Raw genomic sequence first — 25959 nt, 5'->3', positions numbered from 1 at the left:
AGACCCCAGGGGGTGACATCGTTGACTGAAATTAAATGTCGAGCGGATCGACTTCCAGCGACCACTTGATGCGCGTCTTCATCTCGCGCAGCACTTGCATCCATTCCCGCAGGAAGGCCTGTAACGCGGGCCGCGAAGGCGATTCCACCAGCAATTGCGCGCGGTCCACGTTGTGCACGCGCGTCATGCTCATCGGGATCGGGTCGTTGATCGTGACGCCAGGGTGTTCCAGGCAATCCCGCGCTTGCGCCAGGAACGCCAGCGCATTGGCCAGTTCCGGCGCTTCCGCCCGCAGCAGCGCCTGGAACAGGTAGGGCGGCAAGGCCGCCTGCTGGCGTTCTTGCAGCAACGCGGACGCAAAACAGTCGTAATCGTGGCTGACCACCGCGCCGTACAAAGGATGCTGGGTATAGCGGGTCTGGATCAAGACTTCGGCCGCGCTGCCGCCTTCGGTCTGGCCCGCCCGTCCGGCGCGCCCCGCCACCTGCATCAGTTGCGCAAACAAGCGTTCGCTGGCGCGGTAATCCTGCGAAAACAGCGCCGTGTCCGGGTTCATGATGCCCACCAGGGTCAGCTTTTTGAAATCGTGCCCCTTGGCCACCATTTGCGTGCCGATCAGGATATCCACGTCGCCCCGGTGCACCGTGTCGAACGCTTCCTGCGCGCTACCCTTGCGGCGCGTGCTGTCGGCATCGATGCGCAAGATACGCGCTTCCGGGAACATCGCCTGCAAGCCTTCCTCGACGCGCTGGGTGCCGCGCCCGAGCGGCTGCAAGTCGATATTGCCGCAGGTTGGGCAATGACGGGGAATGCGCATTTCCAGGCTGCAGTGATGGCAGCGCAATTTGAACTCGCCCTTGTGCAGCACCATGAACGAGGTGCAGCGCTTGCAATCGCTGACCCAGCCGCACGATTCACAGCAAATCACGGGCGAATAGCCGCGCCGGTTCAGGAACAGCAGCGACTGCTCGCCGCGCTCCATGCGCAACTTCAATGCCGCCACCAGCGCGGCGGTCAAGCCGTCGCGCGGCTTGTCGCGCTCCATGTCGATCAATTTCACTTGCGGCAGCACGGCCGATTTCACGGCCCGCTCGCGCAGCGGCAACAGCTTGTAGCGGCCGGCCTGCGCGTGGTGCCAGGTTTCCAGCGACGGCGTGGCCGAGCCCAGCACAATCGGGATTTTCAGTTGCCACGCGCGCCACACCGCCAGGTCGCGCGCCGAATAGCGCAAGCCTTCCTGCTGTTTGTACGACGGGTCATGTTCTTCGTCGATCACGATCAGCTTCAAATGCGGCAGCGAGGACAGGATGGCCAGCCGCGTCCCCAGCACAATGCGGGCGCGGCCGGTGTGCGCCGCCAGCCAGTGCAGCATGCGCTCGCCTTCCGACAGGCTGCTGTGCAAGGTCGCCAGCATGACGCCGGGGAAGCGCGCGCGGATATTGCCTTCCAGCTGCGGCGTCAGGTTAATTTCCGGCACCATGATCAGGATTTGCGCTTCCGGCGTACGTTCCAGCACTTCCGCACAGGCCTGCAAATACACTTCCGTCTTGCCGCTGCCCGTCACACCGTACAGCAGCACCGGCTGGTAACCCTCGGCCTGGCCGATAAAATCCGCCGCCGCCTGCTGCTCCGGATTCAATACCGGCATGTTGTGCGGCGTCGGGTCATGACTGTCCGGCAACTTGGCCAGCTTTTTCAGCGCATTGTCGAGCGGCACGGATTTTGGCACGCGCACATTCTTCGGCACCCCGGGCAATGCCACTTCCCCCAGCGGACGCTGGTAATAGTCGGCGGCAAAGCCGGCCAGCGCCAGCCATTGCTTCGAGACCGGGGCGAGCTGGGTGCGCACCGCCAGCGCATCCTTGAGCTTGTCCTCGGGCACGTCGCTGTGCTCCGCGATGTCGACGATCAAGCCCATCATTTCCCGATGGGCAAACGATACCAGCGCGAATTGGCCCACTTGCGGGCGGTCAACGTCCTCGCACGGCCAGCGATAGTCGAAGACCGCATTCAGCGGGGTATCGAGCGCGATTTTCAGGATGCAATGCGCCATCTTGTCCTTGCCTATCTCACACCAGCGGGGTACCTGGCGCTATTCACAGATTTTGTGGATAACTTTGTGAACAAACCGCTTATTAATCGTTAGAAAGCGTTCTGCGCCTCGGGAAATCTCTTAAAACCCCTCCGGCAAAATGTACTTTTTCTCTGCAAAATCAAGTACTTGAAAAATGACCGCCTGCAACCACGCCAACTGGGGGAGTTATTCACGTGCTGTGCATAACTGAGCCATGTGGAGCGGATTTTCAGGGGGAAAGCAAGCACTTTTTGCGGTGGTTTCCCGGCCTTTCCCCGCTGCTGCGGCACAGCATTGGGGCCCAGCATTCTACACATTCGGCAAAGCCTATGTTTGTGGAAACGCAATGACATTTGCTCAAGAAATGTGCAAGTAAATATCATGCACCGCAACATTACTTGATAAGTAACTTTAACAATCCGACTAAGTCGCGGTTTACCAAGCCAATTTGTTCATTATCCACAGTTTTTGTGGATAACTTTGTGGAGAATAACCCGATAAGACCACTTTAGTTATCCACAGGGGTTTACGGCACCTTGCCACACCCTCTGGGAGAGTGCGAATAAACCATTAATAATCAACAGCTTACAATAACGTCTTTACTGCGAAGAAATACACAGGCAAGCGGTGCCACTGCTGAGAAAATTGTGCATAAGTCGGTTTTGCCTACAATGAAAAAGGGCGCGTTTCCTTGGGAAACGCGCCCTTTTCACGGGAAAACTCAGACGTTGCGCAGGGTGCGGCTGTGGCTGTGGACGGCGTCCACCATGGCGGAAACCGATTCCGGCGGCGTGAACTGGGAAATGCCATGGCCCAGGTTGAACACGTGGCCAGTGTTGTGCGGACCAAACGCATCGAGGGTTTTCACGACTTCGGCGCGGATTTGCTCCGGGTTGGCAAACAAGATGGCCGGGTCGAGGTTGCCTTGCAGCGCGACCTTGTCGCCCACCAGCGCGCGCACCTTGCCCAGGTTCGCGGTCCAGTCCAGGCCAATCGCATCGGAACCGATGGCGGCGATTTCCTCGGCCCAGTGGCCGCCGCCCTTGGTGAACACGATGGCGGGGATTTTCACGCCGTCTTTTTCACGCTTGAGCAGGCTGACGACTTTGCGCATGTAATGCAGCGAGAATTCCTGGAACGCGCCATCGGCCAGCGCGCCGCCCCACGAATCAAACACCATCACGGCTTGCGCGCCGGCGTCGATTTGCGCATTCAGGTACTCCGCGACGGATTGCGCATTGATGTCCAGGATGCGGTGCATCAGGTCCGGGCGGCTATACAGCATCTTCTTGATGGTATGGAACTCGCGCGAACCCTCGCCTTCCACCATGTAGCAGGCCAACGTCCACGGGCTGCCGGAAAAGCCGATCAGCGGCACGCGGCCATTCAATTCGGTACGGATTTGCGTCACGGCCTTGAAGACATAGTCGAGCGACGCCAGGTCCGGCGCGCGCAGCGCCAGCACGTCTTCCTCGGTGCGCAATGGACGGTCGAATTTAGGCCCCTCGCCTTCCACGAAGCGCAACCCCAGGCCCATCGCGTCCGGCACCGTCAGGATGTCGGAAAACAGGATGGCCGCGTCCAGCGGGTAGCGGTTGATCGGCTGCAGCGTGACTTCGGTCGCCAGGTCCGGATTCGTGGCCAGGCCCATGAACGAGCCGGCGGTGGCGCGCGTGGCGCGGTATTCCGGCAGGTAACGCCCCGCCTGGCGCATCAGCCACACAGGCGTGTAATCAGTCGGCTGGCGCAGCAATGCGCGCAGGAAGGTATCGTTCTTCAGGGGGGCGAATTGTGGCATGGATGGCATTCAGAAGCTGGGTAAAAAAGCTATTATCGCATCCCCTGCCTGCTTTTTTACGCATGGCGCGGGCGTATCTGTATCATTCGCCAGATATTTTCCGGAGCAAGAATATGCGTATGCCGAATATCGCGCCGTACGGCGCCTGGCCCTCCCCGATCAGCGCCGCCACCGTGGCGGCCGGCGCCACGCCGCTGTCGCAACTGGCCCTGGGCGGCCAGGGTGACGTGCTGTGGCTGGCCGGCCGGCCCCAGGAAGGCGGCCGCTCGACCCTGCTGCGCCACCGGGATGGCGAAACGGTGGAATTGACGCCGCTGCCGGCCAACGTGCGCTCGCGCGTGCATGAATATGGCGGCGGCGCCTATGCCGCGGCGGGCGATCCCGTGGCCGGCGACACCGTGGTGTTTTGCCATGACGGCGACAAACGCCTGTACCGCAAGGTCGGCGATGCGCCGGCCGAACCATTTACCCAAGTGAACCGCCAGCGCTTCGCGGATTTCGCCATCGATGCCGCGCGCGGCCGCCTGATCGCCGTGCGTGAACAGCATCCGCACGATCCCGCGTCCCACGCGCATCCGGACAATACCCTGTGCGCGGTCGGCTTTGACGGCGCCGAGACGGTTTTAGTCCAGGGCAACGATTTTTACTCGTCGCCCCGGCTGTCGCCGGATGGCCGCCAGCTGGCTTGGCTGGCATGGGACCATCCGCGCATGCCGTGGCAGGGCACGGAACTGTGGCTGGCGGCCATCCAGGACGATGGCACGCTGGGCACGGCGCTGAAAGTGGCCGGCGGCCCGGACGAAGCCATTTGCCAACCGGAATGGGCGCCCGATGGCGCGCTGTATTTCGTGTCCGACCGCAGCGGCTGGTGGAACCTGTACCGCCACACGGACAGCGGCCCGCACGCGGTGTGCCCGATGGCGGCGGAATTCGGCGCGCCGCACTGGGTCTTCGGCAACGCGATGTATGGCTTCGCGTCCGCCACCGGGATCGTCGCCACTTATATTGAACAGGGCGTCAGCAAACTGGCGCGCATCGATGCCAACACCGGTGCGCTGACAGCCATCGACACGCCCTACGGCGAAATCCGCGAACTCAAGGCCGGTCCCGGCTTTGTCGCGGTGCTGGCGGGCAGCCCCGTGCTGCCACTGGAACTGGCGCGCATCGACCTCGCCACCGGCGCGCACGAGGTGCTGGCGAAGTCCATCGACACGGCGCCGGATACCGGCTACCTGTCGATCCCGCGCAGCATCAGCTACCCCAGCGCCAACGGCCGCACGGCGCACGCGTTTTATTACGCGCCCGCCAACCAGGATATGCGGGCGCCGGAGGGAACCACACCGCCGGTGATTGTGATCGGCCATGGCGGCCCGACCGGCATGACGGTCAATACCCTGAAACTGGCGACGCAATACTGGACCAGCCGGGGATTCGGTGTGCTCGACGTGAATTACGGTGGCAGCACGGGCTTTGGCCGCGCTTACCGCGACCTGTTGCAAGGCCAGTGGGGCATCGTCGACGTGGAAGATTGCGTGGCAGGCGCGCGCCATTTGGCGCGGCAAGGCCTGGCCGATCCGGAGCGGCTGATCATCCGGGGCAGCAGCGCCGGCGGCCTCACCACGCTGTGCGCATTGACGTTCCACGATGTGTTCAAGCTGGGCGCCAGTTATTACGGCGTGTCCGACCTGAAGGGGCTGGACCAGGATTCGCACAAGTTTGAATCGCATTACAACGAATACCTGATCGCGCCCGCCGCCGAGGCGGATGCCGTGTACCGCCAGCGCTCGCCGATCCACCACACGGATAAGCTGGCGTGCCCGATGATTTTCTTCCAGGGCCTCGACGACATGGTGGTGCCGCCATCACAATCGGTCGCCATGGTGCAGGCGCTCAAGGCGCGTGGCATTCCGGTCGCCTATGTCGAACTGGAGGGCGAGGGACACGGCTTCCGCAAGGCCGACACCATTATCCGGACCCTGGAAGCGGAACTGTATTTCTACCAGCGCATGTTCGGCCTGCACGATGCGGCGCAGGCTGCGCCGGTCGAGATCCACAACCTGTAAAAGATTATGAGCAGTGAACAACAATTGCTGGCCGAATTCGATGCGCTCGGCACGGATGAAAAAGCGATCCTCGCGCTGCTGGCGCTGATCGGTGAAGCGACCGGCCGCCAGGCCCTGCTGGACTTGCTGAACAAGGCCGGGGTGCGCGACGCCAAGGGCTTCATGTTCAACGCCGCGTCGCTCGACGAGGGCTTGCAGCGGCTCGAGCGGCTGGCCTACATCAGCGTGATGGCCACGCGCGGCTTCATGTGCAACACGAAATTGCGCTGGCCCGCGATCCGCGCCGCGATTGGTGCGCATATCCTGCCGGACCTGTGCGCCGCCTATGAAGCGCTGAACCCGATGCGCCAGGGCTGGAATGGCGCGCTGGAACCGCGCAGCTACCGCCAGGGCGTGGCGCGCCTGCGCATGGCGCTGTTGCGCGGACAGACACCGCAGCAAGTGATGCCGCTGCTGCAGGCGTGCATGGTGTGTTACGAAGCGGCGCAATTGCACCCGGTGGTCGATATCTTCACGCGCCCGTTCGAGAGCGGCATGCTGGTGCTGGTGCACCCGTTGCTGATGGATGACGTGCTGATGCTGCTGATCCAGCACTGCCAGCGCGAACCGGTGCTGGCGCCGACCATCCGCGGCTTCGCCGAACGCCATATCCAGCGCAAGATCGCGAAAAACGAATACATCAGCGATGCGCTGCGCCTGGCCATGGCGGAGCAGGCCATCCTGTGCGGCGCCTTGAAACAGGCGCTGGCCTATCTGGAAGGGCTGGACAACCCGCTGGCGCAACTGTTCACCGCCACGGTGGTGTTCCTCAAGGGCGACACCGACAAGGCGCTGGCCGGTTACGACAATGCGCTCAAGCTGTTGCGGCGCGATTCCGGCAAGCGCAAGCAACTGTTCCTGGGCATGGCGGGTCACTTATATGTGCTGGCCATGCTGCGCAGCCTGGACTCGCGCATGGCCAAGGCGGCGGAAAGTTACCTGGAGCTGGCGGTGCACGCGCAGCCGAATCCGGACAGCGCGGTCTACAACCAGCTCAGCATGCTGCGCCAGATCCGCGCCGGCACCTTGCAGGCCGATATCGTGCTGACGCGCGGCTGGGAAAGCGCGATGCAGGCGCAAATGTTCCAGGCCTTGCTGTATTACTGGCTATCGCTGCCACTGGAAGGCAAGCGCGAACAATTGCACACGCTGGCGCACCAGGCGGAAGCGGCCGGTTACCACTTCATTGCCGCGCAAACCGCGTCCGTGCTGGGCCACCTGGGCGATCACGACATGATGCAGCACGCTTGTGCGCTGCGTGAAAAAGGCGGCTATACGGACATGGCGTCGTGGTTCGAGCGGCAGGAAGCGTGGCAGCGCCAGCTGGCGGCGCTGATCAACCTGCAACAGGCGGCGCCCGTGGCGGCCGTCAATGAAACGCGTTTGATCTGGATGCTGGGTTTCGATCCCGCCATCGGCGTCACGGAAATCGAACCGCGCGAACAAAAGCGCGACACCAAGGGCAACTGGGGCAAGGGCCGCCCGCTGGCGCTGAAACGCTTGCGCGAAGACGCGGCCTCGCTGGACTACCTGACGGCGCAGGATATCCGCATCAGCAGCACCATCGCGCCATCGCGCCAGGCCTATTCGTCCGGCCTGCGCTACGACATCGACCATGAACAGGCCGCGCTGGCGCTGGTGGGCCACCCGCATGTCTACTGGTTCGATGCGCCGGACACCCGCGTGGAATTGCTGGCCGGGGCGCCGGAACTGTTGATCCGCTCCAGCGGCGGCCAGTTGCAATTGACGTTGCAGCCGCCCGTCACCGATGTCAACGCCGGCGTGGTGGTGGTGAAGGAAACCCCGACCCGCTTGCGCGTGGTCTCGATCGGTGATGAACACCGCCGCATCGCCTCGATTGTCGGCGACGGTTTAACCGTACCGCAGCATGCGCAGGAACAGGTGTTGCAGGCGATCGGCGCGGTGTCGTCGCTGGTGACGGTGCAGTCGGATATCGGCGGCGGCGGCGGCAACGCGGAACAGATCGATGCCGATCCGCGCCTGCACGTGCTGCTGCTGCCGTACCAGCAGGGTTTAAAGATGCAAATCCAGGTGCGGCCGCTGCAGAATGGCGCGTATTACGCGCCGGGCAGCGGCGCGGAAAGCCTGATCGCGGAAACCGACGGGCGGCAAGTGCAAGCCAGGCGCCGCCTGGCCGACGAACGCGATGCGCAGCGCATGCTGGTGGCGCAATGCCCGGTGCTGGCCCAGGCGGAGCAGGAACACGGCGAATGGCTGCTGGGCCAGCCCGCGCTGTGCCTGCAATTGCTGGCGGAACTACAGCAACAGGAAAAAGAAACCGTGGTCGTGGCCTGGCCCGAGGGCGAAAAATTCCGCGTCACGCAGCGCATCGGCGGCAAGCAGTTCCGTCTGCAAATCCGCCGTGAAAAAGACTGGTTTGCCGCCAGCGGCCAGTTGCAGGTCGATGAAAACACGGTGCTCGATTTGCGCTCGGTGCTGGAAATGATGGCGTCCGGCGAAGACCGTTTCATTGCACTGGGCGACAACCAGTTCCTGGCGCTGACGGAAGAATTACACCGCCGCCTGCGCGAAGTGCAGGCCCTGGGCGACATCAGCGGCGACGGCGTGCGCATCCACCCGCTGGCGTCCTTCGCACTGGAAGAGCTGGCGCTGGAAGCCGGCGCCGTGGACACCGACCCGGCATGGCGCGAGCATTTGCTGCGCATGCACACCAGCCAGGAATTCGTGCCGCAAGTGCCAAGCACGCTGCAGGCGGAGCTGCGCGATTACCAGCGCGAGGGTTACGACTGGCTGGCGCGCCTGGCCCACTGGGGCGTCGGCGCCTGCCTGGCCGATGACATGGGTTTGGGTAAAACGTTGCAGGCGCTGGCACTGATCCTGTCACGCGCGCCGAAAGGCCCGACCCTGGTGATCGCCCCGACCTCGGTGTGCCTGAACTGGGCCTCGGAAGCGGCGCGCTTTGCGCCAACCCTGAACGTGAAACTGTTCGGCGCCGGGGACCGCGCGGAAACGCTGGCCGGCGCGGGCGCGTTCGACTTGGTGATTGCCAGCTATGGCTTGCTGCAACTGGAAGCGGAGCGCTTCGCCAATGTGCATTGGCACACCATCGTGCTCGATGAGGCGCAAGCGATCAAGAATGGCGCCACCAAGCGTTCGCAGGCCGTGATGGCGCTGCGCGGCGACTTCCGCATGCTGGCGACCGGCACGCCGCTGGAAAACCATTTGGGTGAATTGTGGAACCTGTTCCGCTTCATCAATCCAGGCCTGCTGGGCAGCATCGAGCAATTCAACCTGCGCTTTGCCGGACCAATCGAAAAGCAGCAAGACCACCGCGCCGAAGTGGGCGCGCGCAACCGGCTGCGCCGGCTGATCGGCCCCTTCATCCTGCGCCGCACCAAGACACAAGTGTTGACGGAACTGCCGTCGCGCACGGAAATCACCTTGGAAGTGGATTTGTCGAAGGAAGAAGCGGCGCTGTACGAGTCGCTGCGGCGCGAAGCGCTGGACAAGCTGGCGCAAGTCGAAGGACCGGCCGAGAAGAAATCGATCCAGATCCTGGCCGAAATCATGAAGCTGCGCCGCGCCTGCTGCAATCCGAACCTGGTGGCGCCGGGGCTGCAACTGGCCAGCAGCAAACTGGCGGCCTTTGCGCACCTGCTGGAGGGACTGCTGGAAAACCGCCACAAGGTGCTGGTGTTCAGCCAGTTCGTCGACCACCTGGGCTTGATCCGCGACCACCTCGATGCGCAGGGCGTGTCATACCAGTACCTCGATGGTTCCACGCCGATGGCCACGCGCAAGCAGCGGGTCGATGCGTTCCAGGCCGGCGAGGGCGACGTGTTCCTGATTTCGCTGAAAGCCGGCGGCGTCGGCATCAACCTGACAGCGGCCGATTATGTGATCCACATGGACCCGTGGTGGAATCCGGCCGTGGAAGACCAGGCTTCCGACCGCGCCCACCGCATGGGACAATTGCGCCCCGTGACGATTTACCGCCTGGTGGCGCGCCACACGATCGAAGAGGGGATTGTCGACCTGCACCAGCACAAACGCGACCTGGCCGACAGCCTGCTCGATGGCAGCGACACCTCGGCCCGCATGTCGGCGGCGGATATGCTGGCGATGCTGCAGGAAGGCATGAGTTATTAAGCAAACAGAGAACACCATGGAACAAGATACCCAATCCCGCCCCTCCGGCCACGGCACCCTGCTCGCCGTGAAATCCTGGACCGCCTACCTCAACACGCTGCTGCTGGCCGTGCTGCTGTTCGGCTTCGCCCTGCCCCTGTCCTTCCGCTACTCGGAGTTACTGGCGGGCGGGGTCATGCTGGTGGCGATCCTGATCGTCGGCTACCGCATCCTGCTGATCCGCAGCGTGCAACTGTATTACGACGACGTGGGCGTGTGGCTGTACTCCGGCATCTTGCCATGGGCCAAGGGCGTGCAAGGCGTCAAATGGCGCGACATGGATGAAGCCATTTTCGTGCAATCGTTCTGGAGCTGGCTGTTCCGCTCTTACTCGATCCGCATCGGCCACCGCTTCACGAAATCCAGTGAAATCCTGCTGACTCGCATGGGCAACGGCAAGGCCGCCGTGGAAAGACTCAATGCGCATCACCAGGAACTGATCCGCAATAACGTTATTTCGTAGATGTAACAGGCATCCGCAGTGCCGGGGTTTGATGTTACTCTCGCACGCTGCAACCTGTGGCGCCGCACCCCACGAGGCAACCGGCGCTTCCCTGATGAAGGCATAAATCCAATGATCAAGACTAAAATCGCGCTGGCCGCGATCATGGCCAGCCTTGCGCTGTCGCCCGTATTCTCACCCGTCGCCGCAAAAGAACCGGTCAAATCCGGCAAGGCCAAGACCAGCAAAGCGGCCGGCGGCAAATCCGCAGGGGGCAAATCGTCCGGCAAGAAAGCCGCTGCGGGCGGCAGTAAATCCACCGCCAAGGGCAAGGCCGCCAAAGGCGCGGCCGTGGCCGCCACGCCGATGATCAAGCAAGTGCCGTCCGAGCGGCGCCAGGACCGCAGCATGGATGCGCAATCCACCCAATTCCTCGGCGCGCTGTGGAAAGCCGATCCGGAAACCGCGATCTCGGTCGGCAAATATGAAACCGCCGCCAACATGACCATTCCCGATGCCGCCGCGCGCGCCGCGCAGCTGGCGTTTATCGGCGACTGGCTGGGCCGTTTCGAAAAAATCGATGCGAAGCAGCTCTCGCCCAAGCAGCGCACCGACCTGGCGCTGCTGGTCAACAAGCTGAAATCGGACCGCTGGTACCTGACCACGTTCAAGGAACATGAATGGAACCCGGCGATGTACAACGTCGCCAGTCCGATCGACTTCATCCTGAACACGGAATACGCCGCCAAGCCGCAGCGCCTGCGCACGCTGCTCAAACGTATCGCAGGCATCCCTGCTTACTACGATGCGGCGCGCGCCACCATCCATCACCCGACCCGCGAACACACGCAACTGGCCATCGCGCAGGCGCCCGGCGTGCTGCAAGTGCTGGTGTCGCTGGACAAGGAAGCGCAAGCGTCGATCCTGACGCCGATTGAAAAGGAATTGTTCCAGCAGCGCATCGCGCAGGCCAAGACCGCGGTGGAAGGCTATGCCGCGTGGCTCGGTGAGCTGGACAAGACCATGGCGGCCAGCAGCGGCCGCTCGTTCCGCATCGGCAAGGACTTGTATGAAGCGAAGTTCGGCTTCGATATCCAGGCCGGCAGCACGGGCGAACAGACGTACCAGAAAGCGCTGGCGGCGCGCGAGCAACTGCTCACCAACATGGACCGCATCAGCGACGACCTGTGGCCGAAATACCTGGCCGGGGTGGACAAGCCAGCCGACCGCTTTGCCAAGATCGGCATGATGATCAACAAGCTGTCCGACAACCACGTGGCGCGCGAGAATTTCTTCCCGGAGATCCGCCGCCAGATTCCCGTGCTGCAGGACTGGGTCATCAAGAACAACCTGCTGACCCTGGACCCGAACAAGCCGTTGCAAGTGCGTGAAACGCCGGAATACCAGCGCGGCGTGGCCGGCGCCAGCATCGAAGCGCCCGGCCCTTACCGCCCGCAGGACCGCACCTATTACAACGTGACGCCACTGGACGACGCCACCCCGGAACAGGCGGAAAGCACCCTGCGCGAGTACAACCACTGGATCCTGCAAATCCTGAACATCCACGAAGCGATCCCGGGCCACTATGCGCAACTGGTGTACGCCAACAAGTCGCCATCGATCGTGAAGTCGATCTTCGGCAACGGCGCCATGATCGAAGGCTGGGCCGTGTATGGCGAGCGCATGATGCTGGAATCGGGCTATGGCGACAACGCACCGGAAATGTGGCTGATGTACTCGAAGTGGAATTTGCGCAGCGTGACCAACACGATCCTGGACTACAGCGTCCACGTGCAGGGCATGACGCAGGAACAGGCGATGGACTTGCTGACCCGCCAGGCGTTCCAGACCCAGCGCGAAGCGGCCGAAAAATGGCGCCGCGCCACCTTGACGTCGGTGCAGCTGGCCAGCTACTTCAGTGGCTACAGTGAAATCATGGAATTGCGCGAAGAACGCAAGCAGGCGCTGGGCAACAAGTTCTCGCTGAAGGAATTCAACGAGCAGTTCCTCAGCTACGGCAGCGCACCGGTCAAGGTGGTGCGGGAGTTGATGACGCAGTAAAGACAAAAGGCGCCGAACGGCGCCTTTTTCATCGGGATCAGGTGGATTCTTCTTCCGGCGCCTGCGTCACCTTGACGAACACCGGCGCCACCAGCAAGCCCAGCTCATACAGCAGCCACATCGGGATCGCAAGCGAGAACTGGGACACCACGTCCGGTGGCGTCACGATGGCGGCGATCACGAAGGCGCCGACAATCACGTACGGGCGTATTTCCTTCAGCTTGGCCACGGAAACGATGCCCATGCGGACCAGCACCACCACCACCACCGGCACTTCAAACGTGGCGCCGAAGGCCAGGCACATCGACATCACGAAGTCCAGGTAGTTTTCAATGTCCGGTGTCACCGCGATCGATTGCGGCGAAAAGGCGGCAATGAAGCTGAATACGCGGCCGAACACGAAGAAGTAGCAGAACGCCACGCCGGACGCGAACAGCAGCGACGAGGAAATCACCAGCGGCGCCACCAGCCGTTTTTCATGGGTATACAGGCCCGGCGCCACAAATGCCCAGGCCTGGTACAGCACCCACGGCAACGCCAGGATAAAGGCGATCAGCAAGGTCACCTTCATTGGCACCAGGAACGGCGCGATCACGCCGGTGGCGATCATTTTCGAGCCGGCCGGCAAGGCATCCAGCATCGGCTGCGCCAGGATGTCATAGATGCGGGACGGTCCCGGCCACAGCATCAGCCCAGCACAGACGATGACGATGCCGATGGTGGCTTTGACCAGGCGGTCGCGCAGCTCGATCAGGTGCGAGATGAAGGTTTCTTCAACCGGTTGTTGTTCACTCATTTAGAAAAACGATGCGGGAGGTTTGCTGCGGGGACGGTGGCGGGCCACCCGCGCCGCGCCGGAAGTCACGTGGGATTTGACGCCGCTTTGGTGCTTGAACCAGGACGGCACGTTCGACGTCCGCACCACGCGCTTGCGGCGGAATTCCTTCGCCTTGCGGGCCTGCTGTTCAGTGCTGGCTTGCGCATGGTTATAGGTGCTGTAACTGTCGTGCGGCGCCCCGTCGTCGGCGTGCCAGGCGTTTTCCACTTCCTGCATATTTTGCTGGAGGGAGTTTTCCATGCCGCTCACGCTCTGCTTCACGGAATCGGCCGCATCCTGGACTTCCTTGCGCAAGTTGCGCAATTCCTCCAGTTCGATTTCGCGGCTGACTTCGGATTTGACTTCCGACAGGTAGCGCTGGGCGCGGCCATACAAAGTCCCCGCCATGCGTGCCACTTTGGGCAGCTTTTCGGGACCGATGACCACCAGCGCAACCACGCCGATGATGGCTAATTTGGAGAGACCGAGATCGATCATAGAGTCAGGAACACCGGCATATGCAACCGCGCCGGTACAGCCTTACAGCTTGTTCTTCTCTTTGGCGTCAACGTCGATGGTGGACTTGTCTGCCACCTGCGACGGCGCCGAAGGAGCGGCCGGCTTGTCGTCATCGCCCTTCACGCCATCTTTGAAGCCTTTGACCGCCTTGCCCACGTCGGAACCGATATTGCCCAGTTTCTTGGTGCCGAATACCAGGATCACCACCACCAGCACGATCAGCCAGTGCCAAACACTAAACGAACCCATCTTTTTCCCCTTGCAGGACGCAAGCGTCCAAAACTGTTAATCAGCACAGTATAAGCGATTGACGCATGTCATGTGCTTGTCATATTGGCATAACTATATGAGAGAACCTGCCGGTTCCAGAATATCAACCGTGACGCGGTGGCTCCACGCGCCATGGGTGCGCGCCGCCGATCACATGCAAGTGCAGGTGATAGATTTCCTGGCCACCGTCCGGCCCGCTATTAATCAGGGTTTTGTAGCCGCCCGATGGTTCGCCGTCGCCATTGAAGGTCACGGCGCAGCCATGTTCTTCCGCCAGGCGTGGCGCCAGCGCCAGCATGCGGCCCAGCAGCGGCGCCTGGCCGGCGGTGCAGTCGGACAGCGTCGTGATGTGGGTTTTCGGGATCACCAGCAAGTGCACTGGCGCCGCAGGATGGATGTCCTTGAAGACCATCAGTTCTTCGTCTTCATAGACGATGGACGACGGGATTTTCTTTTCAGCGATTTTGCAAAACAGGCAATTTTCCACTGCAACTCCAAAATCAGTAAACTCGGAAAGGCAACATGGGTGCCGGGCCTTCCGGCCGGGCACCCACATCTCAATTATTCCTTGCGTGCGGCTTTTTCGTCCAGCCCGGACAACCCTTCGCGCCGCGCCAGTTCATCGAGCACTTGCTGCGGGGTCAGGCCAAACTGCGCCAGCATCACGATCGAATGGAACCACAGATCGGCGCATTCGTACAGTACTTTGCTGCTGTCGCCGCCATGGCGGGCGTCCTTGGCGGCCATCACGGCTTCCACGGCTTCCTCGCCGACTTTTTTCAAGATCGCATCGTCGCCCTTGGCGAACAATTTGGCGACGTACGAGGTGGCGGGGTCGCCGCCATTGGCGGGCTTGCGCGATTCGATGGTCTCGGCCAGCCGCTCCAGGATGTTGCTCATTATTTCTTCACTTCCGCGTAAATCGTTTCCGGATCTTTCAAGACCGGTTCCGTCGCCTGCCAGTCGCCTTCTTTCGCGTCGCCGTCGAACTTATTGAAGAAGCACGAATGGCGGCCCGTGTGGCAGGCGATGCCGCCAGCCTGCTCGATCTTCAACAGCACCACGTCTTCATCGCAATCGAGGCGGATTTCCAGCACTTTCTGCGTGTGGCCGGATTCTTCGCCCTTGTGCCACAGCTTCTTGCGCGAGCGGCTCCAGTACACGGCCTCACCCAGTTCCACTGTTTTATACAGGGCGTCGCGGTTCATCCAGGCGAACATCAGCACGTTGTTGGTGCCCGCTTCCTGCGCGATCACCGGCACCAGGCCATGTTCGTCCCACTTGATCTTGTTCAGCCACTTGGCTTTCGCCACGCTTGGAGTCTGGGTCGGCATCATAGGTTTTTCCCTCGTTCTATCAGAGCAGACGCATCGGAATGCCCTGCTCTGCCATGAAGCGCTTGGCTTCCTGTACCGTGTGCTGGCCATAATGGAAAATACTGGCCGCCAGCACGGCATCCGCATGGCCCAGTTTGACGCCGTCGGCCAAGTCCTGCAGGCCGCCCACGCCACCGGAAGCAATCACGGGAATATTGACCGCATCGGACACCGCGCGCGTCAAGCCCAGGTCGAAACCGGACTTGGTGCCATCGCGGTCCATCGACGTCAGCAACAACTCGCCCGCACCCAATTGCGCCATTTTTTGCGCCCATTCCACGGCATCGAGGCCGGTGGCCTTGCGGCCGCCGTGGGTAAACACTTCCCACTTGCCCGGCGCCACTTGCTTGGCGTCAATCGCCACCACGATGCACTGCGAACCATGCTTCTGGGAAGCATCGTACACCAGTTGCGGATTGGTAACAGCCGAAGTGTTCATGCTGACCTTGTCGGCGCCCGCGTTCAGCAGGCGGCGCACATCTTCCACCTGGCGCACGCCACCGCCCACCGTCAGGGGAATGAACACTTGCGACGCCACCGATTCAATGATGTCGAGGATCAGGCCACGGTTATCGGAAGACGCGGTAATGTCCAGAAAAGTCAGTTCGTCGGCGCCCTGCTCGTCATAGCGGCGTGCGATTTCCACCGGGTCGCCCGCGTCGCGCAACTCGGTGAAGTTGACGCCTTTGACGACGCGGCCATCGGTCACGTCCAGGCAGGGGATGATGCGTTTTGCCAGCATGGGTTATTCAGCCTCGAGGCTGCCTTCCGTCAGTTCGTCGGCGCGCAGCTGGGCCGAATTCAGGTCCAGGGTGCCTTCATAGATGGAACGGCCGCAAATCACGCCTTCGATGCCTTCGTCCTGCACTTCGCACAGTTTTTCCACGTCGGTGATGTTGTGCAGGCCGCCCGAGGCAATGATCGGGATGCGCACGGCTTGCGCCAGGCGCACGGTGGCTTCGATGTTGACGCCGCCCATCATGCCGTCGCGGCCGATGTCGGTGTAAATGATCGATTCCACGCCGTAGGCTTCGAATTTCTGCGCCAGGTCGATCACTTCGTGGCCGGACATCTTGCTCCAGCCATCGGTGGCGACTTTACCGTCCTTGGCGTCCAGGCCGACGATGATATGGCCCGGGAAGGCGCCGCACGCATCGTGCAGGAAGCCAGGGCTTTTCACGGCGGCGGTGCCGATGATGATGTAGCTGATGCCGTCGTCGAGGTAGCGTTCGATGGTGTCGAGGTCGCGAATGCCGCCGCCCAGCTGGACGGGGATTTCATCGATGTCGTTTTCCAGCGCGAACTCTTGCACCACCTTGAGGATGGATTTCACCGCGCCTTCATTCTTTGGCTTGCCGGCGAACGCGCCGTTCAAGTCCACCAGGTGCAGGCGGCGGGCGCCTTGCTTCAACCAGTGCAGGGCCATATCGGCCGGGTTGTCGGAAAATACCGTAGCGAGTTCCATATCGCCTTGTTTCAGGCGAACGCAGTGACCGTCTTTCAGGTCGATGGCAGGAATGAGCAGCATAATGGGATGGAAAGTAGGGGGTTATGGTTGCCAGTAAACGAAATTCTTGTACAGCTGGAGGCCGGCTGCGGCACTCTTTTCAGGGTGGAATTGCGTTGCAAAGATATTGTCGCGCGCCACGGCGCAGCAGAACGGCTGACCGTAGACGGTTTCGCCCACCTGGTGCGCCGGATTGGCCGGCTGTACATAGTAACTATGCACGAAATAGAAATACGCGTTGTCCGGTATGCCTTCCCACAGCGCATGCGCGCTGCTCTGGCGTACCTGGTTCCAGCCCATTTGCGGGACCTTGTAGCGGGAACCGTCTTCCTGCAGCATGCCGTCGAGCTGGAAACGCACGACTTTGCCAGGCAGCAAGCCCAAACCTTGGGCATTGCCTTCCTCGGACGATTCAAACAGCATTTGTTCGCCGATGCACACGCCCAGCAACGGTTTGACTTCCGCCGCCCGCAGCACCGAGTCGAGCAAGCCGGATTCGCGCAAGCCGCGCATGCAATCGGCCATGGCGCCCTGGCCCGGCAACACGATGCGTTCGGCATCGGCGATGTCAGCGACTTCGCCGGAAATGCGCACGTCGGCCTCCGGCGCCACGGCGCGCAACGCTTGCGCCACGGAGCGCAGGTTGCCCACGCCATAATCAACTACAACGATTTTCTTCATAATGCCATTCAAGCAGAGACCACTGCGCTTGCGCAAGTGTCAAGCGCAGCAAGTTTGATCACAAGCTACCTTTTGTCGAGGGAATCGTGCCTGCGGCGCGCGCATCGAGTTCCGTGGCCATGCGCAGCGCGCGGCCAAAGGCCTTGAACACGGTCTCGCACTGGTGGTGGGCATTGGTGCCACGCAGGTTATCGATATGCAAGGTGACCTGGGCATGGTTGACGAAGCCGCGGAAGAATTCCAGGGTCAGGTCAACGTCATAGGTGCCGATCATCGCGCGCGTGAAGGGGATGTGGTATTCGATGCCCGGGCGGCCGGAAAAATCGATCACCACGCGCGACAGCGCTTCGTCCAGCGGCACGTAGGCATGGCCATAGCGGCGGATGCCTTTCTTGTCGCCGACTGCCTTGGCGAAGGCCATGCCCAGCGTGATGCCGACATCTTCCACCGTGTGGTGGTTGTCGATGTGGATGTCGCCGGTGGCTTCGATATCGAGGTCGATCAGGCCATGGCGGGCGATCTGGTCCAGCATGTGGTCCAGGAAAGGCACGCCGGTATTGAGCTTTTGCTGGCCGGTGCCATCAAGGTTGATGGCCACGCGGACTTGCGTCTCGCTGGTATTGCGGGTGATTTCTGCGGTGCGGTTCATTGGAAACTCTGTGATGGTCAAGCCGCCAGCGCGGCCTTGAAGGCCGCCAGGAAAGCGGCGTTCTCTTCCGGCGTGCTGACCGTGATACGCAGACAATTGGTCAGTACACCATGCATTTTACCCACATTTTTAACCAATACCTTATGGGATAGGAGATAGGCATTAGCAGCGTCCGCGTCCGGCACGCGCACCAGGATGAAATTGGCGGCCGACGGGAACACTTGTACACCCGGAATTGCTGTCAATGCGGTAGACAGCGCAGTGCGCTCGTTGCGCAACTGGGCAGCCTGGCTGTTCAACACCTCGATGTTGTCGAGGGCGAATTCAGCGGCCACCTGGGTCAAAACATTGATATTGTACGGCGGACGGACCTTGTCCAGTTGTTCGAGCAATTTTGGCGCCGCCGACATGTAGCCCAGACGGATGCCGGCCAGGCCCAGTTTCGACACCGTGCGCATCACGACCAGGTTGTCGAATTCCGGCAACCGCGCCATGAAACTCTGTTGCGCAAACGGTTCATACGCTTCGTCCACCACGGCAATGCCGGTCTCGCCCAGCGCCTCGATGATCTCGACGATGGCGTTGTCATCGAACAGGTTGCCGGTCGGGTTGTTCGGGTACGACAGGAACACCAGCGCCGGCTTGTGTTCCTTGATGGCGTCCAGCATCGCATCCTTGTCGAGCGTCAGGTCGGCCTTCAATGGCACGCCGACGAAATCCATGCCGGCAAATTGTGCCGAGCGGGCGTACATGACAAAGGTCGGCACCGGCGCCAGCACCACGGCGCGGCGGTCCTGGTGGGCGCAGGCCATGTCCAGGATGGAAATCAGTTCATCCGAACCGTTGCCCAGCAACACGTCATAACCGGCGGGCACGCCGAGTTGTTTGCAGATGCGCTGTTTCAGCGACGCGTAGGACGCGACGGGATAGCGGTTCAGCGCCACGTTGGCCAGGCGCTGGGCCAGGTCGGTGGCCAGATGGTCGGGCAGCGGGTAAGGATTCTCCATCGCATCCAGTTTGATATAACCGCTGGCATCGGCGACGTGGTAGCCGGGCGTGGCCAGTACGTCGGAACGGATGGTATTGCGGATGAGACTGTCGATGGACATCTTGCTGCACTCCTTACGCTAGAGAGATATTTCTTCAGGGGGTTTGGGGACCCGGGATCGTTTGGGGGCCACGGGCTTTTTGACAGCCGGCGTGGCCTTGGTGGCCTTGGCCGCTTTGGCGGATTTGGCCGTCTTGGCGGTGCTCTTCGTGGTGGTCTTCGTCGCTTTGGCGGTTTTGGCCGCCTTGGCGCGTGCGGGTTTCGCCGCCGGCGCTTCATCAGCCGCCACGGCAGCCGCATCCTGCTCCGCCAGCCGTTCTTCGATGATGGCGCAATAGTCCGGATTCAATTCAAACCCGACAAAATGCCTGCCGCAGCGGCGCGCCGCCAATGCCGTGGTGCCGCTACCCATGAACAAGTCCAGCACCACGCCTCCCGGCGGACACGATGCCTTGACCATGCGTTCAATGATTTCCAGCGGCTTTTGGGTCGGATGATCGACCCGCTCCGAATGTTCACGGTGCAGCCGGGACACGCTCCACACGTCTTTCGGGTTGTAACCCACTTCCAGCCATTTGGCGCCGATAAAGATCGAGCGCGAACGGGCTTTCTTCGTCTCGGCGTCGTACGCGATACGCACGGCGTCCAGGTCGAAATAGTAATCCTTGCGGGCCACGAAGAAGCCCACCGTGTCGTGCACGGAAGAAAAACTGCGCACGCTGCCACCCATCGACGGCACGCGGCGGTCCCAGATAATTTCATTCATCATCGTCATGCGCTTTTTCAGCATGACGAAGATTTCCGGCGAATAGCGCCAGGTCAGGAAGATATACAGGCTGCCGTTGGCTTTGAGCTTCGGCAGCGCCGCCGCGATCCAGCGTTCGGTCCAGCCCAGGTATTCTTCCACGCTTTGCTGGTCGGACGCGTTGCCGTAATCCTTGCCCAGGTTATACGGCGGGTCGGTCAGGATCAGGTCGACGGAGCCATCCGGGATGCGCGCCAGGCCGGCCAGGGCGTCTTCACAGAAGACCTGGTCCAGCCAAGGGCTATCGGGTTGATTTACCGGATCGGCAGCGCACATATCCATCCTTATTTCAACCGTAATTCCGCGCTGCGGGCGTGCGCCTGCAAGCCTTCGCCATACGCCAGTTCGGCGGCCACCTTGCCCAGCGTTTGCGCGCCGGCTTCGGACACGTAGATCACGGACGAGCGCTTCTGGAAGTCATATACGCCCAGCGGCGACGAGAAGCGCGCGGTGCGCGAGGTCGGCAGCACGTGGTTCGGGCCGCAGCAATAGTCGCCCAGCGATTCGGACGAGAAGCGGCCCAGGAACATGGCGCCCGCGTGGCGGATCTTGTCGGCCCACTGCAGCGGTTCTTCCGCCGAGATTTCCAGGTGTTCCGCCGCAATCGCATTGGCAATCGCGCACGCTTCGTCCATGTCGCGCACTTTGACCAGCGCGCCACGGTCGGTCAGCGAGGTGCGGATCACGTCCTGGCGCGGCATCGTTGGCAACAGTTTATTGATCGACGCTTCCACTTGCGCGATGTAGTCCGCATCCGGGCACAGCATGATCGCTTGCGCCAGTTCATCGTGTTCCGCTTGCGAGAACAGGTCCATCGCGACCCAGTCCGGGTCCGTGGTGCCGTCGCACACCACCAGGATCTCGGACGGACCGGCAATCATGTCGATGCCGACGGTGCCGAACACGCGGCGCTTGGCGGCGGCCACATAGGCGTTGCCCGGGCCGACGATTTTATCGACCGGCGCAATGGTCTCCGTGCCATAGGCCAGCGCGCCCACCGCCTGGGCGCCGCCAATGGTGATCACGCGCGTCACGCCGGCCAGTGCGGCGGCGGCCAGCACCATCTGGTTTTTCACGCCATCGGGCGTCGGCACCACCATGACGATTTCACCGACACCGGCCACCTGGGCCGGAATCGCGTTCATCAACACCGACGACGGGTACGCCGCCTTGCCGCCCGGGACATAAATGCCGACCCGGTCCAGCGGCGTGATGCGCTGGCCCAGCACCGTGCCATCGGCCTCGGTATAGGTAAAGCCTTTCAGTTCTTCCTTCTGACGCTCGTGGAACGCGCGGATGCGGTCGGCCGCGATTTGCAGCGCGGCGCGCTGCGTGGCCGGCAGGCTGTCCAGCGCGGCCTGCAATTCCGCCACCGGCAAGTCCAGCGTATCGACCGATGCCGCGCCGCCGTTGGGCAGGCGGTCAAAGCGGTTGGTGTATTCCAGCACGGCGGCGTTGCCGCGTTTTTTCACGGCGGCCAGGATGGCCGAGACCGCCGATTCAATCGCGTCGTCGGTTTCCGCTTCAAACGCCAGCAAGGCGTCCAGTGTCTGTTTGAAGTCCGGCGAAGACGAGTCTAATTTGCGAACGTTGATAGTCATGATCACCCCTGCGCACGGGCTTTCGAAGCGCGTTCAAACGCTTCGACGATCGGTTGCAGGCGCGCACGTTTGAGCTTCAGCGCGGCCTGGTTGACCACCAGGCGCGACGAGATCTGCATGATTTCCTCGACTTCGACCAGGTTATTGGCGCGCAGGGTGCTGCCGGTCGACACCAGGTCGACGATGGCGTCGGACAGGCCGACCAGCGGCGCCAGTTCCATCGAGCCATACAGCTTGATGAGATCGACGTGCACGCCCTTGGACGCGAAGTGTTCGCGCGCGGTGGTGGTGAACTTGGTGGCCACGCGCAGGCGCGCGCCCTGGCGCACGGCGGCTTCGTAATCGAAACCGGATTTCACAGCGACGGACATGCGGCATTGTGCAATGTTCAAGTCCACCGGCTGGTACAAGCCTTCGCCGCCATGCTCGATCAGCACATCCTTGCCGGCCACGCCGAAGTCCGCCGCGCCATGCTGCACGTAGGTCGGCACGTCGGTGGCGCGCACGATCAGTACGCGCACGTTGGGGTCGTTGGTGGCCAGGATCAGCTTGCGCGACGTGTCCGGATTTTCAGTGACGGTAATGCCGGCTGCTTCCAGCAGCGGCAGGGTGTCTTCGAAAATGCGGCCTTTCGACAGCGCGAGGATCAACTGGTTGTTGGCGTCGCTGTTAAATCCACTCATGATTAATCTCGATTTCTTGTCAGGCTTACTTTACACGGCTGATCTTGGCGCCAAGCGCCTGCAACTTCACTTCCATGCGGTCATAGCCGCGGTCGAGGTGATAGATGCGGTCAACCAAGGTTTCGCCCCTGGCGGCCAGGCCTGCGATTACCAGCGAAGCCGACGCGCGCAAATCGGTCGCCATCACAGGGGCGCCCACGAGCTGCTCCACGCCTTTGATAAAGGCCGTGTTGCCATCGGTTTCAATTGCCGCGCCCAGGCGGTTCATCTCCTGGACGTGCATGAAGCGGTTTTCGAAGATGGTTTCGGTCACGCGGCTGGCGCCGTTGGCGATGGTGTTCACCGCCATGAACTGGGCCTGCATATCGGTCGGGAAACCAGGGTATTCGGTGGTACGGAATGTCACCGGGTTTGGACGGGCGTCCATTTCCGCGCGAATCCAGTCGTCGCCCACGGTCAGGCGCACGCCCACTTCGCGCAGCTTGTCGAGCGCCGCGTCCAGGATGTCGGTACGGGTATTGCGGATCGTGATGTCGCCGCCGGTGGCCGCCACGGCGCACAGGAACGTGGCCGCTTCGATCCGGTCGGAAATCACGGCATGCGACGCGCCGTGCAGTTCGGCCACGCCCTGGATCACCAGGCGGTCGGTGCCGATGCCGTCGATCTTCGCGCCCATCGCCACCAGCAGGTGCGCCAGGTCGGTCACTTCCGGCTCGCGCGCCGCGTTTTCCAGCACGGTTTCACCCTCGGCCAGCACGGCGGCCATCATCAGGTTTTCCGTGCCGGTCACCGTGATCATGTCGGTGACGATGCGGGTGCCTTTGAGTTTCTTGCACTTGGCGTGAATATAGCCGGCTTCAATCGTGATCTCGGCGCCGAGCGCCTGCAGGCCCTTGATGTGCTGGTCCACCGGACGCGAACCAATCGCGCAGCCGCCCGGCAGCGACACTTTCGCTTCGCCGAAGCGGGCCAAGAGCGGGCCCAGCACCAGAATCGAGGCGCGCATGGTTTTCACCAGTTCGTACGGCGCTTCCAGGCTGGTGATGTTGGCGCCGTTCAGCGTGACCTTGTCGCCATCCTGGTCGACTTTCAAGCCGGTCTGCGCCAGCAGGCGCAGCATGGTGCGCACGTCCTGCAGGTGCGGCACGTTCGACAATTGGACGTCGCCGGACGTCAGCAAGCCCGCGCACAGGATCGGCAGCGCGGCATTCTTGGCGCCGGAAATGGTCACGTCGCCTTGCAGGCGGTTGCCGCCCTGGATGAGAAGTTTGTCCACGTGGTGATCCCTTTAATTAGGCTGCGTATTCTTCTGGGGTCAGGGTTTTCATCGACAGCGCGTGGATTTCTTCGCGCATGCGGTCACCCAGCACGGCGTACACGATCTGGTGGCGCTGGATCGGACGCTTGCCGGCGAACGCCGGCGACACGATGACAGCCTGGAAGTGCTGGCCATCGCCTTCGACTTCCAGGTGGGTGCATTCAAGGCCGGCCGCAATATAGCTGTGGATCGCTTCAGGGGTGGTGGTCATTTTTATATTCCCGATAAAGTGGTGCGTGGTGTACGTTTCTTCAGTTGCCATGGCGCTCTCGCCTGCCGCCTTAGTGGCGCATCCGGTAGCCGCTGGCCAGCAGGCGGATCGCCAGCAGCGACAGGACGGCCAGGAAGCCGCCGACGATGCCCAGGCTGATGAATGGATTGACGTCGGACTGGCCAAAGAAACCGTAGCGGAAACCGTCGATCATGTAAAAGAACGGATTCAGGTGCGAGACGGTCAGCCAGAACGACGGCAGTGAATGAATCGAATAAAACACGCCGGACAGGAACGTCAGCGGCATGATGAGGAAATTCTGGAACGCGGCCAACTGGTCGAATTTCTCGGCCCAGATGCCGGCAATCAGGCCCATGGTGCCGAGAATCGCGGCGCCCAGCAGCGCAAACACGGCGATCCACACCGGCGCTTCGAACGACAGGTGCGCAAACCATGCTGTCACGATAAAGACCCCCAGGCCGACCGTGATGCCGCGCACCATCGCCGCCAGCACGTAAGCGCTGAACATTTCCCAGTGTGACAAGGGCGTCAGCAGCACGAACACCAGGTTGCCCGTGATCTTGGACTGGATCAGCGACGACGACGAGTTGGCAAACGCGTTTTGCAGCACGCTCATCATGACCAGGCCGGGGATCAGGAAAGCCGTGTAGGTCACGCCCGGATACACTTGCACGCGCCCTTCCAGCACATGGCCGAAGATCAGCAGGTACAGCATGGCCGTTAAAATCGGCGCGGCAATGGTTTGCGTGGCGACTTTATAGAAACGCAAGGTTTCCTTGTACACCAGGGTACGGAAGCCGGTCGACATCATACGGTTTCCCCTTCCATGATTTGCAGGAAGATGTCTTCCAGGTCGGCTTGCTGCAATTGCATTTCATCGATCACCGCGCCGGATTCGCGGATGCGGGCCAGGATCTTTTCCACTTCACTGTAGTCATTGATGCGCAGGCTGTATTTACCCTGCGCGGCCTCTTCCGGATGCGTGACCAGGTGGCGCAGCTCGTCGGGCAGCGCGCCCTGCTTCAAATGCAGCACCAGGCTGGAGCCGGAAATGCGGCGGATCAGCTGCGACATGGTGTCCAGCGCCACGACTTTGCCGGTTTTCAGCATCGCGACGCGCTTGCACATCGCTTGCGCCTCTTCCAGGTAGTGCGTGGTCAGCACCACCGTGTGGCCTTCGCGGTTCAGGCGCGAAATGAATTTCCACAGGGTCTGCCGCAATTCCACGTCGACGCCGGCGGTCGGTTCATCGAGCACGATGACGGGCGGCTTGTGCACCAGCGCCTGCGCCACCAGCACGCGGCGCTTCATGCCGCCGGACAGCGCGCGCATATTGGTGTCGGCCTTGTTGGTCAGGTCGAGGTTGTCCATCACCTCGTCGATCCACTTGTCATTGTTTTTCAGGCCGAAGTAGCCGGATTGCAGGCGCAGGGTTTCGCGCACCGTGAAAAACGGGTCGAACACCAGTTCCTGCGGCACCACGCCGAGTTTCTTGCGCGCTGCACGGAAATCCGTGACCACGTCGTGGCCATGAATCGTGACCGAGCCGGCATCCGGCCGGATCAAGCCGGCAATGGTGGAAATCAACGTGGTTTTACCCGCGCCATTCGGACCCAACAGCCCGAAAAATTCCCCCTCTTCGATGGTGAGGGACACACCGCCCAGCGCTTGCAGCGATTTGTAGCGCTTTTGAACGTTACTGATTTGAATTGCTGTCATAAACGAAATGTTGTGCGGCGCTGGGACCGTGGTGAAAGGCTGGCGCAGTGGCGCTGCGGCAACTGCAACGGTCAATTATAGGGGAAT

General features: G+C 61.8%; 24 protein-coding genes. 4 read left to right on the top strand and 20 right to left on the bottom strand.

The genetic code is table 11. From position 1 onward, the window contains the following. Positions 1–31: 31 nt before the first annotated feature. Positions 32–2053 carry a primosomal protein N' gene (locus AC1RRC_RS31260; protein ID WP_493059695.1) on the bottom strand — a complete coding sequence of 674 codons (2022 nt, stop codon included), beginning with the start codon at positions 2051–2053 and terminating at the stop codon, positions 32–34. A 742-nt stretch (positions 2054–2795) separates the two neighbouring features. Continuing rightward, positions 2796–3872 carry a uroporphyrinogen decarboxylase gene (gene hemE, locus AC1RRC_RS31255; protein WP_493059694.1) on the bottom strand — a complete coding sequence of 359 codons (1077 nt, stop codon included), beginning with the start codon at positions 3870–3872 and terminating at the stop codon, positions 2796–2798. Positions 3873–3985: 113 nt separating this feature from the next. On the opposite strand from hemE, the gene AC1RRC_RS31250 reads away from it, so the two are divergent. The 4 genes from AC1RRC_RS31250 to AC1RRC_RS31235 all read left to right on the top strand — a co-directional run bounded on the left by AC1RRC_RS31250 (position 3986) and on the right by AC1RRC_RS31235 (position 12647). Beyond that, positions 3986–5935, top strand: a complete 1950-nt coding sequence (locus AC1RRC_RS31250; RefSeq protein ID WP_493059693.1) for a S9 family peptidase — start codon at positions 3986–3988, stop codon at positions 5933–5935. Between the two features lie 6 nt (positions 5936–5941). Beyond that, on the top strand, positions 5942–10105 hold the full coding sequence (locus tag AC1RRC_RS31245) for a DEAD/DEAH box helicase (protein ID WP_493059692.1): 4164 nt from the start codon (positions 5942–5944) through the stop codon (positions 10103–10105). 16 nt (positions 10106–10121) lie between these two features. Then, the gene (locus AC1RRC_RS31240) at positions 10122–10607 is read left to right on the top strand and encodes a hypothetical protein (protein ID WP_493059691.1); all 486 of its coding nucleotides are present in this window, start codon (positions 10122–10124) and stop codon (positions 10605–10607) included. Between the two features lie 111 nt (positions 10608–10718). After that, the gene (locus AC1RRC_RS31235; protein ID WP_493059690.1) at positions 10719–12647 is read left to right on the top strand and encodes a DUF885 domain-containing protein; all 1929 of its coding nucleotides are present in this window, start codon (positions 10719–10721) and stop codon (positions 12645–12647) included. Positions 12648–12684: 37 nt separating this feature from the next. On the opposite strand, the gene tatC is transcribed toward AC1RRC_RS31235, so the two are convergent. From tatC to AC1RRC_RS31145, 18 genes are all read right to left on the bottom strand, one after another. After that, positions 12685–13443 (bottom strand): twin-arginine translocase subunit TatC, encoded by a 759-nt coding sequence (tatC, locus tag AC1RRC_RS31230; protein ID WP_493059689.1) that lies wholly within the window; start codon positions 13441–13443, stop codon positions 12685–12687. Then, the gene (gene tatB / locus AC1RRC_RS31225) at positions 13444–13962 is read right to left on the bottom strand and encodes a Sec-independent protein translocase protein TatB (protein WP_493059688.1); all 519 of its coding nucleotides are present in this window, start codon (positions 13960–13962) and stop codon (positions 13444–13446) included. Positions 13963–14004: 42 nt separating this feature from the next. Next, entirely contained in the window at positions 14005–14232 is a 228-nt protein-coding gene (tatA, locus tag AC1RRC_RS31220; protein WP_493059687.1) for a Sec-independent protein translocase subunit TatA, read from the bottom strand. Positions 14233–14356: 124 nt separating this feature from the next. Further along, positions 14357–14740 carry a histidine triad nucleotide-binding protein gene (locus AC1RRC_RS31215; RefSeq protein ID WP_493059686.1) on the bottom strand — a complete coding sequence of 128 codons (384 nt, stop codon included), beginning with the start codon at positions 14738–14740 and terminating at the stop codon, positions 14357–14359. A gap of 74 nt (positions 14741–14814) precedes the next feature. Next, complete coding sequence (locus AC1RRC_RS31210; RefSeq protein WP_493059685.1) at positions 14815–15153, bottom strand: phosphoribosyl-ATP diphosphatase; 339 nt, start codon at positions 15151–15153, stop codon at positions 14815–14817. Then, positions 15153–15587, bottom strand: a complete 435-nt coding sequence (gene hisI / locus AC1RRC_RS31205) for a phosphoribosyl-AMP cyclohydrolase (RefSeq protein WP_155441873.1) — start codon at positions 15585–15587, stop codon at positions 15153–15155. The genes AC1RRC_RS31210 and hisI overlap by 1 nt, the downstream gene beginning before the upstream one ends. Before the next feature lie 22 nt (positions 15588–15609). Beyond that, positions 15610–16371, bottom strand: a complete 762-nt coding sequence (hisF, locus tag AC1RRC_RS31200) for an imidazole glycerol phosphate synthase subunit HisF (protein ID WP_493059684.1) — start codon at positions 16369–16371, stop codon at positions 15610–15612. A 3-nt stretch (positions 16372–16374) separates the two neighbouring features. Further along, on the bottom strand, positions 16375–17157 hold the full coding sequence (hisA, locus tag AC1RRC_RS31195) for a 1-(5-phosphoribosyl)-5-[(5-phosphoribosylamino)methylideneamino]imidazole-4-carboxamide isomerase (protein WP_493059683.1): 783 nt from the start codon (positions 17155–17157) through the stop codon (positions 16375–16377). 21 nt (positions 17158–17178) lie between these two features. Continuing rightward, the gene (gene hisH, locus AC1RRC_RS31190) at positions 17179–17817 is read right to left on the bottom strand and encodes an imidazole glycerol phosphate synthase subunit HisH (RefSeq protein WP_493059682.1); all 639 of its coding nucleotides are present in this window, start codon (positions 17815–17817) and stop codon (positions 17179–17181) included. A gap of 58 nt (positions 17818–17875) precedes the next feature. Further along, positions 17876–18466 carry an imidazoleglycerol-phosphate dehydratase HisB gene (gene hisB / locus AC1RRC_RS31185; RefSeq protein ID WP_493059680.1) on the bottom strand — a complete coding sequence of 197 codons (591 nt, stop codon included), beginning with the start codon at positions 18464–18466 and terminating at the stop codon, positions 17876–17878. A 17-nt stretch (positions 18467–18483) separates the two neighbouring features. Further along, the gene (hisC, locus tag AC1RRC_RS31180) at positions 18484–19575 is read right to left on the bottom strand and encodes a histidinol-phosphate transaminase (RefSeq protein ID WP_493059679.1); all 1092 of its coding nucleotides are present in this window, start codon (positions 19573–19575) and stop codon (positions 18484–18486) included. An 18-nt stretch (positions 19576–19593) separates the two neighbouring features. Continuing rightward, complete coding sequence (locus AC1RRC_RS31175) at positions 19594–20595, bottom strand: DNA-methyltransferase (protein WP_493059758.1); 1002 nt, start codon at positions 20593–20595, stop codon at positions 19594–19596. Between the two features lie 8 nt (positions 20596–20603). After that, positions 20604–21920, bottom strand: a complete 1317-nt coding sequence (hisD, locus tag AC1RRC_RS31170; protein ID WP_493059678.1) for a histidinol dehydrogenase — start codon at positions 21918–21920, stop codon at positions 20604–20606. Between the two features lie 2 nt (positions 21921–21922). After that, on the bottom strand, positions 21923–22603 hold the full coding sequence (gene hisG / locus AC1RRC_RS31165) for an ATP phosphoribosyltransferase (RefSeq protein ID WP_493059677.1): 681 nt from the start codon (positions 22601–22603) through the stop codon (positions 21923–21925). A gap of 25 nt (positions 22604–22628) precedes the next feature. Beyond that, positions 22629–23879 (bottom strand): UDP-N-acetylglucosamine 1-carboxyvinyltransferase, encoded by a 1251-nt coding sequence (gene murA, locus AC1RRC_RS31160; RefSeq protein WP_493059676.1) that lies wholly within the window; start codon positions 23877–23879, stop codon positions 22629–22631. Positions 23880–23895: 16 nt separating this feature from the next. Further along, positions 23896–24132 carry a BolA family protein gene (locus AC1RRC_RS31155; RefSeq protein WP_493059757.1) on the bottom strand — a complete coding sequence of 79 codons (237 nt, stop codon included), beginning with the start codon at positions 24130–24132 and terminating at the stop codon, positions 23896–23898. 70 nt (positions 24133–24202) lie between these two features. Continuing rightward, on the bottom strand, positions 24203–24964 hold the full coding sequence (locus AC1RRC_RS31150) for an ABC transporter permease (protein WP_493059675.1): 762 nt from the start codon (positions 24962–24964) through the stop codon (positions 24203–24205). Then, a complete protein-coding gene (locus tag AC1RRC_RS31145) occupies positions 24961–25872 on the bottom strand; it encodes an ABC transporter ATP-binding protein (protein ID WP_493059674.1) in 912 nt (303 codons plus the stop codon). Before AC1RRC_RS31145 ends, AC1RRC_RS31150 begins: the two co-directional genes overlap by 4 nt. Positions 25873–25959 lie beyond the last annotated feature (87 nt).

The sequence above is a fragment of the Pseudoduganella sp. GW821-FHT12E03 genome (genome assembly GCF_058807115.1).
The sequence above is the reverse complement of the archived record's forward strand: the minus strand, read 5'-3'. Positions and strand labels throughout refer to the sequence as shown.

What these genes read in the sequence shown, in the direction of transcription:
- AC1RRC_RS31150 (WP_493059675.1), bottom strand. Translation starts at nt 24,964, where the DNA reads ATGATGTCGACCGGCTTCCGTACCCTGGTGTACAAGGAAACCTTGCGT.
- AC1RRC_RS31250 (WP_493059693.1), top strand. Translation starts at nt 3,986, where the DNA reads ATGCGTATGCCGAATATCGCGCCGTACGGCGCCTGGCCCTCCCCGATC.
- AC1RRC_RS31245 (WP_493059692.1), top strand. Translation starts at nt 5,942, where the DNA reads ATGAGCAGTGAACAACAATTGCTGGCCGAATTCGATGCGCTCGGCACG.
- hisI (WP_155441873.1), bottom strand. Translation starts at nt 15,587, where the DNA reads ATGCCGACCCAGACTCCAAGCGTGGCGAAAGCCAAGTGGCTGAACAAG.
- hisD (WP_493059678.1), bottom strand. Translation starts at nt 21,920, where the DNA reads ATGACTATCAACGTTCGCAAATTAGACTCGTCTTCGCCGGACTTCAAA.
- AC1RRC_RS31155 (WP_493059757.1), bottom strand. Translation starts at nt 24,132, where the DNA reads ATGACCACCACCCCTGAAGCGATCCACAGCTATATTGCGGCCGGCCTT.
- tatC (WP_493059689.1), bottom strand. Translation starts at nt 13,443, where the DNA reads ATGAGTGAACAACAACCGGTTGAAGAAACCTTCATCTCGCACCTGATC.
- AC1RRC_RS31210 (WP_493059685.1), bottom strand. Translation starts at nt 15,153, where the DNA reads ATGAGCAACATCCTGGAGCGGCTGGCCGAGACCATCGAATCGCGCAAG.
- AC1RRC_RS31240 (WP_493059691.1), top strand. Translation starts at nt 10,122, where the DNA reads ATGGAACAAGATACCCAATCCCGCCCCTCCGGCCACGGCACCCTGCTC.
- tatA (WP_493059687.1), bottom strand. Translation starts at nt 14,232, where the DNA reads ATGGGTTCGTTTAGTGTTTGGCACTGGCTGATCGTGCTGGTGGTGGTG.
- AC1RRC_RS31235 (WP_493059690.1), top strand. Translation starts at nt 10,719, where the DNA reads ATGATCAAGACTAAAATCGCGCTGGCCGCGATCATGGCCAGCCTTGCG.
- AC1RRC_RS31175 (WP_493059758.1), bottom strand. Translation starts at nt 20,595, where the DNA reads ATGTGCGCTGCCGATCCGGTAAATCAACCCGATAGCCCTTGGCTGGAC.
- hisH (WP_493059682.1), bottom strand. Translation starts at nt 17,817, where the DNA reads ATGAAGAAAATCGTTGTAGTTGATTATGGCGTGGGCAACCTGCGCTCC.
- AC1RRC_RS31260 (WP_493059695.1), bottom strand. Translation starts at nt 2,053, where the DNA reads ATGGCGCATTGCATCCTGAAAATCGCGCTCGATACCCCGCTGAATGCG.
- AC1RRC_RS31145 (WP_493059674.1), bottom strand. Translation starts at nt 25,872, where the DNA reads ATGACAGCAATTCAAATCAGTAACGTTCAAAAGCGCTACAAATCGCTG.
- hisF (WP_493059684.1), bottom strand. Translation starts at nt 16,371, where the DNA reads ATGCTGGCAAAACGCATCATCCCCTGCCTGGACGTGACCGATGGCCGC.
- hisG (WP_493059677.1), bottom strand. Translation starts at nt 22,603, where the DNA reads ATGAGTGGATTTAACAGCGACGCCAACAACCAGTTGATCCTCGCGCTG.
- hemE (WP_493059694.1), bottom strand. Translation starts at nt 3,872, where the DNA reads ATGCCACAATTCGCCCCCCTGAAGAACGATACCTTCCTGCGCGCATTG.
- hisB (WP_493059680.1), bottom strand. Translation starts at nt 18,466, where the DNA reads ATGAACCGCACCGCAGAAATCACCCGCAATACCAGCGAGACGCAAGTC.
- hisC (WP_493059679.1), bottom strand. Translation starts at nt 19,575, where the DNA reads ATGTCCATCGACAGTCTCATCCGCAATACCATCCGTTCCGACGTACTG.
- tatB (WP_493059688.1), bottom strand. Translation starts at nt 13,962, where the DNA reads ATGATCGATCTCGGTCTCTCCAAATTAGCCATCATCGGCGTGGTTGCG.
- hisA (WP_493059683.1), bottom strand. Translation starts at nt 17,157, where the DNA reads ATGCTGCTCATTCCTGCCATCGACCTGAAAGACGGTCACTGCGTTCGC.